Raw genomic sequence first — 12,892 nt, 5'->3', positions numbered from 1 at the left:
GTTATGCTGAACAATTTGTCCAAAAATTCGGATTAAATTTGCAATCTACCATTAGTACCAGTTATGGCGAATCCAGAAACGTTTGGCGTTCGTCCATGAGCCATAACGACCCTTAACATATGAGTTAGCAACTTTTTCTTGGTTAACCGCGGAGTAGTTACCGTGTAAATAAGCGGTTAATAATTGATAACGGCCATAACAGTGACCATTACGAGCCGTGTAGCTATAACGAGATTCGTGATAAGCAATCCAGTTTTTGGCTGATTTTTGCGTTTTTGAAAGGCCCGAATTAATCTTGGCGATTTGTTGCTTTTGCGTTAACTTTTTCTTTTTAGTGGTTTTCTTAGTCGTCTTTTTAACGGCTTTTTTCTTAGTAATCTTTTTAGTGGTTACTTTTTTAGCAGTTGTCTTTTTGACGGTTGTTTTCTTGGCAGTTGCTTTTTTAGCGGTTGCCTTTTTGACGGTTGCTTTTTTTGCAGTTGCTTTTTTAGCAGTTGTCTTTTTGACGGTTGCTTTTTTAGCAGTTGTCTTTTTGGCAGTTGTTTTTTTAGTAGCAGCTTTCTTAGTAGTCGCTGTTTTGACCGTTGCCTTTTTTACGCTGCTGGTAGCAACTGAACTAGCCTTGCGAGCACTACTACTTGATGCTTGGCTAACGCTGCTGCTTGCAACGGCGCTAGAACTGCTGTATGTAGATGAAGAACTTGCGCTACTGCTAGTAGCGCTGCTGGCAGTGGTTGCCAGCGTATCGGCTTGGGCGTTGATGGTGAGCGGTGTGTTAGCGGCAAAGGCTAAGCCACAACTGATCATCAAGACACCAATGGTCGATTTTATGTTTACTTTGTGTTTTGTCATTAATTATTATCCCCGTTCGTCGAAATAGATTGAAGAACTCCCTTTACATAGTAGAATACGGCAACCGTATTGCAAAACGATTACAAAGCCGTTGCCGCTGTATTACGAAAGTGTCACGGAATGCGCGGGTTGTGTTATTTTACATTGATTTATTTATATCACAATTACCTATGTAACCCTGATTATATTACAAGTTTGTGTAAGTACTAGTTTGTGGAACAACGTAAGCGTACAATAATTAATGTGATAGGGGGATAAGAGAAATGTATAAAATTAAATCACGATATAAATTGCCAATTATGATGGGGTTAACGTTGGTAGGGGTTGGGCTAAGTGCATGTACAACCGGTGCCATCAAATCGCACGCGGCCACTAATCGTTATAAAGATGTGCAACCAACGTTGTTCATCCACGGTTACCGGAGTAATTATCATGCGGAACAACACATGGCGAATGCCGCTGTTAAAGCCGGGGTTACCAAGACCATCGTGCGCGCCGAAATCAGTAAAACTGGCTCAGTAACGTTGCACGGCAAATTGAAGGCGTCGGATCACCATCCCATCGTCGAAATCAATTATCAATACAGCACTAATCCAGATTATTATACGAACGCGCAATGGGCCAAAAATGTGGTGACCAAGTTACAGAAGACTTACAACATTAAAAACTTTAACTTTGTCGGTCATTCGAATGGGAACTTAATTATCATGTATTACTTACGCAATTATGCTAATGATAAAAAGTTGCCAAAGGTTCGCAAGATTGTTGATATTGCGGGACATTACAATGGTATTTTGCGTCAAAATGATGAAGTTAATCAAATGAAATTAAAGTCCAATGGTCGCCCAACGTATATTGATAGCGACTATCGGGAATTATTAAAATTACGGTCATCCTTACCAAAGAAGCAAATTGCTTTCTTGAATATTTATGGTGATTTAAATAACGGCACCCATTCTGACGGCCAAGTCAGCAATGCGTCGACGTTATCGCTTAAATATTTAGTTTCTGGGCGGGCAAAATCTTATCAAGTTAAGAAGTTTACTGGTAAGAGCGCCGCGCACAGTAGCTTGCATGAAAATAAAAATGTTGATAAAGCGCTCATTAAATTCTTGTGGTCTAAATAAATTAGACTAATTGATGATCGTAAAAGCCGGCTGATGAATGTTAAAATTCATCGGCCGGTTTTTTTGACGCTTGCTAGTAATGTTAGTGTCAAAATGAACTGAAATAATCGTGTAGCCGGGTTTATGCTAGTATGCTAGATCTGAAGTAATGAATTAATACGAGGGGGCGGTTGATGATGAGATTAGTTTTAGTGGCCTTTACTGCCATGCATCGCGAACGGGTCCAACTCAATCATTATCAGTTATCGGATTTGACCTACACAGCCAGTCCGCAACAAGTGCTGCAGCGGGTCAAAAGTGCGGCCAATTGTGAAATGATTTTAGTGAAAAACGCCGACCAAATCGTGGGTTGTTTTTGTTTACAAGGTGCCGCAGCGCCGTGCGAATATGGGGGCGATGCCCACCACGACTTGTTATTACGCTCATTTTCAATTGATGAACGCTATCGGCGTCAACATCTGGGGCTGACGGCGATGCAATTAGTCCCAGGATATGTGCGGCAAAACTATCCCGAAATTAAGCGGGTTATTTTAGCGGTCAATCATGCAAACGTCGCGGCCAAGCAGTGTTATCAGCAGGCCGGTTTTCGTGATTCAGGTCGTCGTAATTTGGGGCGTCGCGGGGAACAGTTGATTTATGAACGCGATGTTTAACTAGGAAAAAGCTAGTGCGACAATTATTTGCTGGAATAATTAACCCAGCCGATTAATTATAAACTTTAGAGTAATTGGAAAAATTTATCGTCATAATTCGTTAAGCCTAACTGACTGCGCCCGTCAGCTTAGGCTATTTTTTTGACTAAATTTAAGTTGGTTGGACGTCAATACGGTCGGCATTTGTGGCTAATCATAATCCGTTACTGTGTAAATTAGTTTTTAAAATTTGATTGACAACATTTGGTCACTCGCTTAACTTAATGCCATTGCCAAGCGCAATGAAAGGAGTTGTGTGCTGTGAGTGTGTTATCAGCAAGTGAAATTATGCAATTGATTCCGAACCGTTATCCAATTCTATTTATGGATCGCGTCGACGAATTGAAGCCCGATGAAGCCATCGTGGCGACGAAAAATGTCACCATCAACGAAGAATTTTTCCAAGGCCATTTTCCGGGTAATCCGGTGATGCCTGGCGTTTTAATTATTGAGTCGTTGGCCCAAGCGGCCTCGATTCTCATTTTGAAATCTGAAAAGTTTAAAGGTCAGACTGCTTATTTAGGCGCTATTAAAAATGCCAAGTTTCGACAAGTGGTGCGGCCTGGGGATGTCTTAACCTTGTGCGTCAAAATGGTGAAGCAGCGTTCTAACATGGGCATCGTGAGTTGTGAAGCGCTAGTTGGCGACGCCCGCGCTTGCACGGCGGAGCTGACATTTATCGTGGCCCCGACGACCGCCGCATAGAAAGGGTGGTCAATTGATGACAACGGACCATTTTACAATCGTTGCGGCCGCCCAAGCCGTTCCGCAACACGTGGTGACCAATCAGGCGCTGACGGACCTAATGCCGACTTCTGACGAGTGGATTCGTCAACGGACCGGTATCCAGACTCGCCACGTGGCCACGACCGAAACGACGACGAGCTTATGTGTCAGCGTGGGGCAACAACTGTTAGCGCAGACCGACGTGCGTGCTGACCAGATTGACTTGATTGTGGTCGCCACCATGTCGCCAGATTATTTGACCCCGGCGACGGCCACCCAAGTTCAGGCGGCCTTACGAGCAACTAATGCGGTTGCCTTTGACATCAATGTCGCGTGTGCGGGTTTTGTCTTTGGGATGGAATTAGTCCATCGATATTTGCAATCAGGACAGACGGCCTTATTAATCGGTGGTGAGACCTTGAGTCGGCTAGTCGATTGGCATGATCGGCGGACCGCCGTTTTATTCGGGGATGGCGCTGGCGGCGTTTTGATTCAAAATCAGCCTGACAGTTCCAGTGGCTGGTTAGGGCAACATTTTGCCAGCTTTGGTGAGCAAGGTCGGTATTTAACGGCCGGGCAATTTCAGCAAAAAACGCCCTGGCAATCCGCGTCCGCATCACCACAGTGGGCGTTTCAAATGGATGGTCGGCGGGTCTATAACTTTGCGACCAAACAAGTCCCGCAGTCCTTGCAAGCCGCCTTGGCGTCCGCCCAGCTAGCGCCTAGTGATATTGATCTTTATATTTTGCACCAAGCAAATGCGCGCATTATTGCAAGTGTCGGCCGTAAGTTAAAGCTCACGGCGGCCCAATTACCCATGAATATTGCTAAATATGGCAATACGGCGGCCGCCAGTGAACCAATTCTTTTAGCCGAATTAGTGGCGAGCGGCCAACTTAAACGGGGCATGCGGCTGGCCTTTGCCGGCTTTGGCGGCGGCCTATCTGTCGGTACCGCCATTATTAACTATTAATTAAACCAAATTTCTGGAGGAATTTATTATGACTAACGAACAAGTATTTACGGAAGTACAAGCCTTAATTATTGAACAGCTCGATGCTGATGCGGCCACGATTACGATGACAACTAATTTCACGACTGATTTAGCGTTAGATAGTCTGGACGTGTTTGAAGTGATTGACCAATTGGAAGATAAGTATGATATCGAGATTGATACAGATCAACCGTTGAGTACCGTTGGAGATTTAGTCACGTATGTCGTTAAAACTGCGAATGCGTAAATGATGAGGAGGTGACCGCGATGTCGGTCGCAATTTTATTCAGTGGTCAAGGCAAACAAACAGCCACGATGGGGGCAGATTTGTACGCCGAGGATGGCAACTATCGTCAGGTGATTGATGCTGCCAATCAGCAGTTGAATTGGGACCTAACTGCGCCATTAGATGTACAGGACCCACAACGAGTTCCAGTGGCGATTGCCGCCATGAGTTTGGGCATCTATGCCGCTTTACAACCTAGCTTGCCACAACCAGCGGCATTACTCGGATTGAGCCTTGGTGAATATAGTGCGTTAATGGCCGCTAAGGCGTTTTCGATGACGGACGGGCTCAAGTTAGTTGCCGACCGGGCGCGGTATATGCAGCGAGCTAGTGTCATGAATCCAGGGATGCTCGTGGCCGCGCTCAAAGTGACCCCGGCATTAGTGGCACAAGCCTGTCAAGCTGGTCAGGCGGTGGGGCAAGCATATCCTGCCAATTATAATCTGGCTGATCAGGTCGTCATTGGTGGCGATGTTCGCGGCGTACGCGCTGCCATGGCTAGTTTAACGGCGCAGGGGGTTAAACGGTTAGTGCCGCTACAAGTGAGTGCGGCGTCGCATACGCCATTGATGGCGCCCGCCAGTACCGCCTTGGCACAACGGCTGACGCATCTGACCGTCCGAACGCCGCAGCTTCCGGTTTGGAGTAATACGACGGTGACGCCATTTACAGCCACCACGTTAAAAGCGACGCTGGTCGATCAACTCGTTCAGCCAACGCATTTTTATGCGGATTTGCAGGCGTTAGCGCAACGTGGGGTCGAGACGTTTATTCAAGTGGGACCGGGAAGTGACTTAGCCAAGTTTGCCAAAAAGGCTGTCCCGACTGCTCGCGTGATGAATGTTGCCACTAGCGAAGACTTAGCTGCCGTCCGGACCAATTTAAAGGCGGTGACACGATGAAAAAAGTTGTTTTAATTACCGGAGCTGCCAAAGGCATTGGGTTAGCGACAGCGACGTTCTTCGCTGAGCGGGACTGGCAAGTTGTGATGAATGTCCATCATCCGTTAGCGACCGCCACGTGGGAGGACTTAAAAGCGCGCTGGCCTAATTTGCATCAAGTCGTCGGGGACGTCAGTGATGCCACCACGGCCCAGATGCTCGTCAAACAGGTCCAAGCCGACTTCGGTCAAGTGGATGCTTTGGTCAACAATGCCGGGATGACGCGCGACCAATTATTGATGCGGATGTCCGTCGCCGACTTTGAAGCGGTGCTGCAAACAAATCTAGTCGGCACTTTCAACATGACGCAGGCCGCGTTAAAAATCATGCAGCGTCAGCGCGTCGGGGCCATTGTGAATGTTGCCAGTGTAGTTGGGTTGCACGGTAATATCGGCCAGGCCAATTATGCGGCTAGTAAAGCTGGTATCATCGGCCTGACAAAAACGACCGCTTTAGAAGGGGCGCGGCGGCAAGTGCGTTGCAATGCGATTGCGCCGGGCATGATTACAACGGCGATGACCGCCAAAATGACGCCAGCTGCGACCGCCACGGCGTTAGCGCAAATTCCGTTGGCGCGCTTCGGGGAACCAAACGAAGTTGCCCAAGCAATTTACTTTTTAGTGACCCAACCATATTTGACAGGCCAAGTCTTAACCTTAGACGGTGGCTTGACGATTTAAAGGATGTGTTAATGATGGAACAACGTGTGGTAGTTACCGGCATGGGCGCAGTGACGCCGGTCGGTAATTCGAGTGAAACTTTTATTGCTAATATTTTAGCAGGTCAAGTGGGCTTGGCACCAATTACTAAGTTCGATGCGCAAGCAACGGGGATTACGGTTGCTGGTGAGGTCAAAAATTTTGACGCGATGCATTGGCTGAGTGCTAAGCAAGCGAAACGGCTAGATGATTTTTCAATTTATGGCCTATATAGTGCGTATGAAGCGATGACGCAAGCTGATTTAATGACCCAGCCGGTCGCACCCGAACGACTGGGGGTCATCTATGGCTCGGGGATTGGTGGGTTAACGACGATTGAGCAGCAAGTCATTAAGATGCATGACAAGAGCCCCAAACGGGTGTCACCTTTGTTTGTACCGAATGCGATTATTAACATGGTTGCTGGGAACTTGTCGTTAGCTTTCAATGCCCAAAATACGAGTCAAGCAGTTGTGACGGCATGTGCCTCGGCAACGAATGCCATTGGAGATGCTTTTGAGTATTTGAAACAAGGCAAAGCCGATGTCATGTTGACTGGTGGTGCCGAAGCTTCGATTAATCAGATTGGGATTGCTGGTTTTGCGGCCTTAACGGCGTTATCTAAAGCTACTGATCCCCAGCAAGCTTCATTACCATTTGACGCGCATCGCCAAGGCTTTGTGATGGGCGAAGGGGCGGCAACGCTAGTCTTAGAAACCTTGACGCACGCGCAAGCTCGTGGCGCCAACATCCTCGCGGAAATTGTTGGTTATGGGACGACGAGTGATGCGTATCACATGACCGCGCCTAATCCGAATGGTGAAGGTGCACAACGGGCGATGGCCCAAGCAGTTGCTGAAGCCGGTTTACAACCAACTGAGATTGATTATATTAATGCGCATGGAACGGCCACGGCCGCTAACGACAGTGCGGAAGCGCAAGCGATTCATAACTTATTTGGGGCTAATCAGCACTTATTAGTAAGTAGTACCAAAGGGATGACCGGTCATTTACTCGGTGCCGCTGGTGCGATTGAAGCAGTGGCCACGATTGGTGCGCTCCAACAAGGAAAGCTGCCAGTGAATGTCGGCGTTACAACTCCTGATCCGGATTGCCCAGTCCGCTTAGTCACGGAAGATAATGCGTTGCAACCGGCGCGTTATGCGTTAAGTAACTCGTTTGGATTTGGCGGGCATAATGCCGTATTAGCGTTTAAAAGGTGGGATTAAATATGACAGCAATCAATGCACAATCGTTGCAGGATGTTCTGACGGCCTTTGATGCGTCCAGCGCGCAACAACTTGATTTAAAGACGAACGCGTTTGAAATTCATTTAGATAAGACTGCTGGCGAAATTGCGACGAACACCCCAACGGCCACTCAAAGTATAATGCCGGAAAAGACTAACGATACTGCGACTGAGACTAATCAGCAAGACATCAAAGCACCCTTGGTTGGGATTGCTTATTTGGCGCCAAAGCCAGGAGCAGCCCCCTTTGTACAAGTTGGCGACATCATCAAAGTCGGTCAAACAGTGGCGGTGATTGAAGCGATGAAATTAATTAATGAAGTTCCGAGCACCGTAGCTGGTAAAGTCACGCGCATTATCGTGACGGATGAAACCTTAGTCGAGTTTGGGGCGCCATTAATTGAAGTCGAGGTGACGTCATAAATGGATTTGACAGTTAGTCAGTTGATTCCACAACGGTATCCGTTTCAACTAATTGATCGGTTTGAACGCGTCACGCCGGGGCAAGCGGCGCAAGCCCAAAAATTGGTGACGATTAATGAATGGTATTTTAAAAGTGCCACTCAAGGTGGTCGGGTGGTACCGCGACCATTATTATTGGAAATGTTAGCGCAGACCGGTGTCGCCGCCATTTTGACGCTACCAACTAACCGGAAAGCCAATGTCTTTTTTGGCGGTATTTCGCAAGCTGACTTTTTGACGGATGTCCAACCGGGCGCGGTCTTGACCTTGAACGTGACCTTAACCAAGCTAAAGCGGCGGCTCGGTACCGGTCATGGCACGATTACATGTCATGGGCAATTAGTGGCAACCGCTGATTTGATATTTGCAATTCAAGGTGGTGATTAAATGTTTACAAAAGTATTAGTAGCCAATCGGGGCGAAATTGCCGTGCAGATTATCCGGGCGTTACGCGAGATGGGGATTGCGAGTGTGGCAATTTATTCAGAAGCGGATGCCCAGAGTCAGTTTGTTAAGTTGGCCGATGAAGCCGTCTGTGTCGGCCCCGGTCCCGCCACGGCGTCTTATTTGAATATGCAAGCAATTATTAGTGTGGCAACGCTGACGGGCTGCCAAGCGATTCATCCAGGGTATGGTTTTTTATCTGAGAACGCGGCCTTTGCCAAGTTATGTGCCGAATGTCAGGTTAAATTTATTGGGCCCGATGCGACCCTAATTGCCAAGATGGGCGACAAAGCGCAAGCCCGTAAAACGATGGCACAGTTAGGGGTGCCGGTTATTCCTGGTAGCCAACAAATCTTAAGTCAGGTGGTCGATGCCCAACGTGCAGCCACCAAGCTAGGTTACCCAGTCATGCTTAAAGCAGCGGCTGGGGGTGGCGGTAAAGGAATTCGGGTCGTGACGCAGGCGGCGGACTTAGCGGCAGCGTTTGAACAAGCACAACAAGAAGCCCAGGCGTCCTATGAAGATGATCGTTTATATTTAGAAAAAGTCATTACCCCGGCAAAACACATTGAAATTCAAGTATTGGCCGATGAGTATGGTCACGTGGTGTATTTGCCAGAGCGTGATTGTTCGTTACAACGACACCATCAAAAAGTGATTGAGGAAAGTCCGTGTGCGAGCTTTAGTGCTGATGAACGCCGCCAACTTGGAACGCTCGTTGCGGAGGCAACTACGAAATTGCATTATACAAATACGGGTACCTTTGAGTTCTTAATGGGCCCAGATCATCAGTGCTATTTTTTAGAAATGAATACCCGACTCCAAGTTGAACACACTGTGACCGAAATGGTAACGGGCTTAGAATTGATTAAAATGCAAATTCGGATTGCGGCTGGCGAACCATTAGCGGTCACCCAAGCCGAAATTCAAATTAAGGGGTGTGCCGTCGAAGCCCGCTTCAATGCGGAAGATCCGGCCAAAGATTTTCAACCACAACCTGGCCGCATTACGCAGTTGCATTATCCGCTAGGGACGCTCGGCGTGCGTATCGATGCCGGGGTGGTCGTGGGGGATCAAATCAGTCCGTTTTATGACTCGATGCTCGCTAAAATTATCGTGCTGCAACCACAACGCTCCGCGGCGCTCGTCAAATTGCGGCGCTGTTTGCAAGAATTAACGATTACGGGTATTCAAACGAATCAAGCGTTTTTAGCGGATTTGTTGGCGACAACTAAAGTCCAAGATGCGACTTACACGACAGCTTTTATCGAACAAGAATTTTTAAAGAGGTGGTCACCAAATGCATCAATTTCAACAGCCCAGTAATTCAGAACTGGCGACCCGTCGTGACCTTGTACCCGACCAGTTATTAACGGCATGTCCTATCTGTCACAATGCCACGACGACAGCGACTTTGCCGGTCGAAAAGTATTGCCCAAATTGTGGATATGGTTTTCGTATCGGTGCGCAAGAACGCATTGACCAATTGTGTGATCAATTTACGCCGTGGGATACCAATTTAACGGTGCCAGAAAAATTTGATGATGCTAAGTATCGCAAGAAATTGCAGGATGCAATTAAGCAAACTGGTCAGCAAGAAAGTGTTGTTACTGGCTTAGCAACGATTGGCGGTCAAACTTGTGGCCTTGGGGTAATGGACCCGTATTTTATTATGGGGAGTCTCGGGAGTGCCACGGGCGAGAAAATCACGCGATTATTTGAACGTTGTACGTTACAAAAACGCCCGGTTGTCATGATTACGGCTTCCGGTGGTGCCCGAATGCAAGAAGGAATGGCATCGCTGATGCAAATGGCTAAGATTTCAGCCGCGGTAGCCAAACATCGCGCTGCGGGGCTCGTTTATATCGTGGTTTTGACGGACCCGACGACCGGTGGTGTGACGGCGAGTTTTGCCATGCAAGCGGATATTACCTTAAGCGAACCGCATGCCCTGATTGGCTTTGCCGGACGGCGGGTGATTGAACAAACGATTCAACAACAGCCGCCTAAAGATTTTCAACAAGCAGAGACTTTAATGCAACACGGTTGGCTCGACCAAATTGTCGCCCGCCCAGCGTTAAAGGCGACGTTAGCTAAGTTGTTAAAATGGCACCAACCGATGGGAGGGCTTGCTGATGACTGATGCTTACGATCAAGTCTTAGCGGCGCGTTCGGCTGCCAAGATTAGTATTCAAGCTTTGATTCAAGGCGTTTTTGATGATTTTTATGAATTACATGGTGACCATTACTATGGCGATGACCCAGCTGTGATTGGGGGCTTAGCCCGTTTAAGTGGCCAAACGGTCACGGTGATTGGGATTCAAAAGGGGCAAACGGTCACTGAAAATCAGGACCGCCACTTTGGCTGTGCCACGCCAGCTGGTTACCGCAAAGCACTGCGGTTAATGCGCGAAGCGGCCCAGTTTCACCGACCCGTTATCACGTTAATCAATACCCCCGGAGCCTATCCGGGGGTGAGTGCTGAGTATCAAGGTCAAGGCGCGGCGTTGGCCGAGTGCTTATTGACCGGGAGTCAGTTACCAGTGCCGATGATTAGTTTAATTGTTGGTGAAGGTGGTAGCGGCGGGGCACTCGCCTTAGCGTGCGGTGATCAAGTCTGGATGTTAGCGAACAGTACTTATTCGATTTTGTCGCCAGAAGGTTATGCCAGCATTTTATGGCATGATGCCCATCAAGCGCGAGCAGCGGCCGCCGCGATGGCGTTAACACCGGCGGAGCTAATAGCTGCTCAGGTGATTGACAAAATTGTACCAGAAGTCACGGATTCAGCGAGTTGTGAGGGTTTAAAACACCAGCTGGACGACACTATCAAAACGTTACAACAACAAACACCAACGAGTTTGATTGCCCACCGCCAAGCTCGTTTTCGAAAATTCTAAGAGATGAGGTTTTAGACAATGGAAAATGGATTATTAACGGGGAAAACGATTGTCGTGATGGGAGTCGCCAATCAACGCAGTATTGCTTGGGGCTGTACGACGGCCTTGCAGGCGCAAGGTGCCCGAGTGATTTTGACGTATCAAAATGACCGGTTAAAGCAAAGTCTACAGCGTTTCGTCAATGCCGATATGCCGTTAATTCCGTGTGATGTGGCTGATGAAGAAAACATTGAAGCCGCTTTTGCCACCATCAAAGCCCAATATGGGCAAATTGATGGCGTGATTCATGCGATTGCGTATGCCGATAAGGCGACGTTGACGGGCAAATTTATTGAGACGACCAAAGCCGGTTATGACTTAGCGCAAGAAATCAGTGCCTATTCGCTCGTTGCGGTGGCCCGCGCAGCCCAGCCCGTCTTGAAGTCGGGCGCTAGTATCGCAACTTTGACGTATTTTGGTTCCGAACGGGCGATTCCCAATTATAAAATGATGGGCGTTGCCAAGGCGGCCTTAGAAGCTAATGTGCGTTATTTAGCCAGGGACCTCGGTGCACAACAAGTGCGGATCAATGCGATTTCGGCTGGAGCCGTTAAAACGTTAGCGGTGACTGGCATTTCTGCCCATCGGGACTTATTGAAGCTCTCAGAAAGTTTAACCGTCGATGGTCAAGCTGTTACGACCACTGAAATTGGTAACGTGGCCGCGTTTTTGATGAGTGACCTCTCACAAGGCATGACGGGCGACATCTTATACGTTGATAAGGGTGTGCATTTAAGTTGATACCGACCTGGCCGCCTTCCGTCCAAGTGAAATATCAATGGTTACCGTGGTCCGAAGATCGTCAAGTGCAGCAATTGCGGCAACATCAGGTGGGCCGCAATTTGCTGAGCAAGCTCGTACCCACACCGCTTGCCTACCACGCGTTAGGCCAACCGTATCTACCAGCGCAACCACAAGCGGGGGTAAGCATTACTCATAGCCGGTCGCTCGTGTATGTCGCGGTGGCCCCGGGGGCGATTGGGATTGATGTCGAGGCAGTGCGTCCGCGTGACTTTTCAAAATTGCAACACGCGTTTACGCCGACTGAATGGGATTTCTTACAAGCACTCGCGCCATCATTACAACTGACCTGGGCCTGGCGGTTGTGGACGGCTAAAGAAGCCGTGTTAAAGTTAGTCGGTTGTGGCCTGACTCGCCGACCGCAACAAGTTGCAGTCAATGTGCCGACGAGTCTAACGGCGCATTTTCAACACCACGATTATCAGTTACACGTCTTGCCGACACCACCGGGGTATTGTGGAACGTTAGCCTTGCCAATCACGGTGACCGCATGAGTTTGGGCTGCGGTTACTACCAAAATATGTTGATTAATCAAATCGTCGTCCGTTAAGTATGCTGTTGTTTCTTAACGGACGACGATTTTGCGTTGGTCAGCGTTGCCCCTTCGAAATTAAATTATATTTACTTTATGGTAGATTGTAAAATTAATCCGAACGCTGTTCGGACAAAAAAGATCAGCTT

At 48.2% G+C, this 12,892-nt stretch carries 16 protein-coding genes; 15 read left to right on the top strand and 1 reads right to left on the bottom strand.

Annotated features, from left to right (window positions below; genetic code table 11):
• Positions 1 to 51: 51 nt before the first annotated feature.
• The gene (locus tag DY78_RS16005; protein WP_051502052.1) at positions 52 to 852 is read right to left on the bottom strand and encodes an aggregation-promoting factor C-terminal-like domain-containing protein; all 801 of its coding nucleotides are present in this window, start codon (positions 850 to 852) and stop codon (positions 52 to 54) included.
• 263 nt (positions 853 to 1,115) lie between these two features.
• Between DY78_RS16005 and DY78_RS04135 the strand changes: the two genes are divergently transcribed.
• The 15 genes from DY78_RS04135 (at position 1,116) to DY78_RS04065 (ending at position 12,705) form a co-directional block, all read left to right on the top strand.
• Positions 1,116 to 1,979 (top strand): alpha/beta hydrolase, encoded by an 864-nt coding sequence (locus tag DY78_RS04135; RefSeq protein ID WP_235810632.1) that lies wholly within the window; start codon positions 1,116 to 1,118, stop codon positions 1,977 to 1,979.
• Positions 1,980 to 2,152: 173 nt separating this feature from the next.
• Positions 2,153 to 2,632 (top strand): GNAT family N-acetyltransferase, encoded by a 480-nt coding sequence (locus tag DY78_RS04130; RefSeq protein ID WP_051385191.1) that lies wholly within the window; start codon positions 2,153 to 2,155, stop codon positions 2,630 to 2,632.
• A gap of 300 nt (positions 2,633 to 2,932) precedes the next feature.
• A complete protein-coding gene (fabZ, locus tag DY78_RS04125; protein ID WP_024624195.1) occupies positions 2,933 to 3,376 on the top strand; it encodes a 3-hydroxyacyl-ACP dehydratase FabZ in 444 nt (147 codons plus the stop codon).
• Positions 3,377 to 3,392: 16 nt separating this feature from the next.
• Positions 3,393 to 4,370, top strand: coding sequence for a beta-ketoacyl-ACP synthase III (locus DY78_RS04120; protein WP_024624196.1), 978 nt, complete (start codon positions 3,393 to 3,395; stop codon positions 4,368 to 4,370).
• A 28-nt stretch (positions 4,371 to 4,398) separates the two neighbouring features.
• Positions 4,399 to 4,638 (top strand): acyl carrier protein, encoded by a 240-nt coding sequence (locus tag DY78_RS04115; protein ID WP_024624197.1) that lies wholly within the window; start codon positions 4,399 to 4,401, stop codon positions 4,636 to 4,638.
• 20 nt (positions 4,639 to 4,658) lie between these two features.
• A complete protein-coding gene (locus tag DY78_RS04110; protein ID WP_024624198.1) occupies positions 4,659 to 5,579 on the top strand; it encodes an ACP S-malonyltransferase in 921 nt (306 codons plus the stop codon).
• The gene (fabG, locus tag DY78_RS04105) at positions 5,576 to 6,298 is read left to right on the top strand and encodes a 3-oxoacyl-ACP reductase FabG (protein ID WP_024624199.1); all 723 of its coding nucleotides are present in this window, start codon (positions 5,576 to 5,578) and stop codon (positions 6,296 to 6,298) included. The genes DY78_RS04110 and fabG overlap by 4 nt, the downstream gene beginning before the upstream one ends.
• A 14-nt stretch (positions 6,299 to 6,312) precedes the next feature.
• A complete protein-coding gene (gene fabF, locus DY78_RS04100) occupies positions 6,313 to 7,545 on the top strand; it encodes a beta-ketoacyl-ACP synthase II (protein WP_024624200.1) in 1,233 nt (410 codons plus the stop codon).
• A gap of 2 nt (positions 7,546 to 7,547) precedes the next feature.
• Positions 7,548 to 7,988, top strand: coding sequence for an acetyl-CoA carboxylase biotin carboxyl carrier protein (locus DY78_RS04095; protein WP_024624201.1), 441 nt, complete (start codon positions 7,548 to 7,550; stop codon positions 7,986 to 7,988).
• Positions 7,989 to 8,414: a 3-hydroxyacyl-ACP dehydratase FabZ family protein gene (locus DY78_RS16545; RefSeq protein ID WP_029778849.1), complete on the top strand. Its 426-nt coding sequence runs from the start codon at positions 7,989 to 7,991 to the stop codon at positions 8,412 to 8,414.
• Positions 8,415 to 9,797, top strand: a complete 1,383-nt coding sequence (locus DY78_RS04085; RefSeq protein ID WP_024624203.1) for an acetyl-CoA carboxylase biotin carboxylase subunit — start codon at positions 8,415 to 8,417, stop codon at positions 9,795 to 9,797. It abuts the gene before it with no gap.
• Entirely contained in the window at positions 9,772 to 10,614 is an 843-nt protein-coding gene (locus DY78_RS04080) for an acetyl-CoA carboxylase carboxyltransferase subunit beta (RefSeq protein WP_024624204.1), read from the top strand. The genes DY78_RS04085 and DY78_RS04080 overlap by 26 nt, the downstream gene beginning before the upstream one ends.
• Complete coding sequence (gene accA, locus DY78_RS04075) at positions 10,601 to 11,371, top strand: carboxyltransferase subunit alpha (protein ID WP_024624205.1); 771 nt, start codon at positions 10,601 to 10,603, stop codon at positions 11,369 to 11,371. Before DY78_RS04080 ends, accA begins: the two co-directional genes overlap by 14 nt.
• Before the next feature lie 18 nt (positions 11,372 to 11,389).
• Positions 11,390 to 12,151 (top strand): enoyl-ACP reductase FabI, encoded by a 762-nt coding sequence (gene fabI, locus DY78_RS04070; RefSeq protein WP_024624206.1) that lies wholly within the window; start codon positions 11,390 to 11,392, stop codon positions 12,149 to 12,151.
• Positions 12,148 to 12,705 carry a 4'-phosphopantetheinyl transferase family protein gene (locus DY78_RS04065; RefSeq protein ID WP_024624207.1) on the top strand — a complete coding sequence of 186 codons (558 nt, stop codon included), beginning with the start codon at positions 12,148 to 12,150 and terminating at the stop codon, positions 12,703 to 12,705. Before fabI ends, DY78_RS04065 begins: the two co-directional genes overlap by 4 nt.
• The last annotated feature ends 187 nt before the right edge of the window (positions 12,706 to 12,892 follow it).

The sequence above is a fragment of the Lactiplantibacillus fabifermentans DSM 21115 genome (genome assembly GCF_000498955.2).
GTDB lineage: Bacteria > Bacillota > Bacilli > Lactobacillales > Lactobacillaceae > Lactiplantibacillus > Lactiplantibacillus fabifermentans.
The sequence above is the reverse complement of the archived record's forward strand: the minus strand, read 5'-3'. Positions and strand labels throughout refer to the sequence as shown.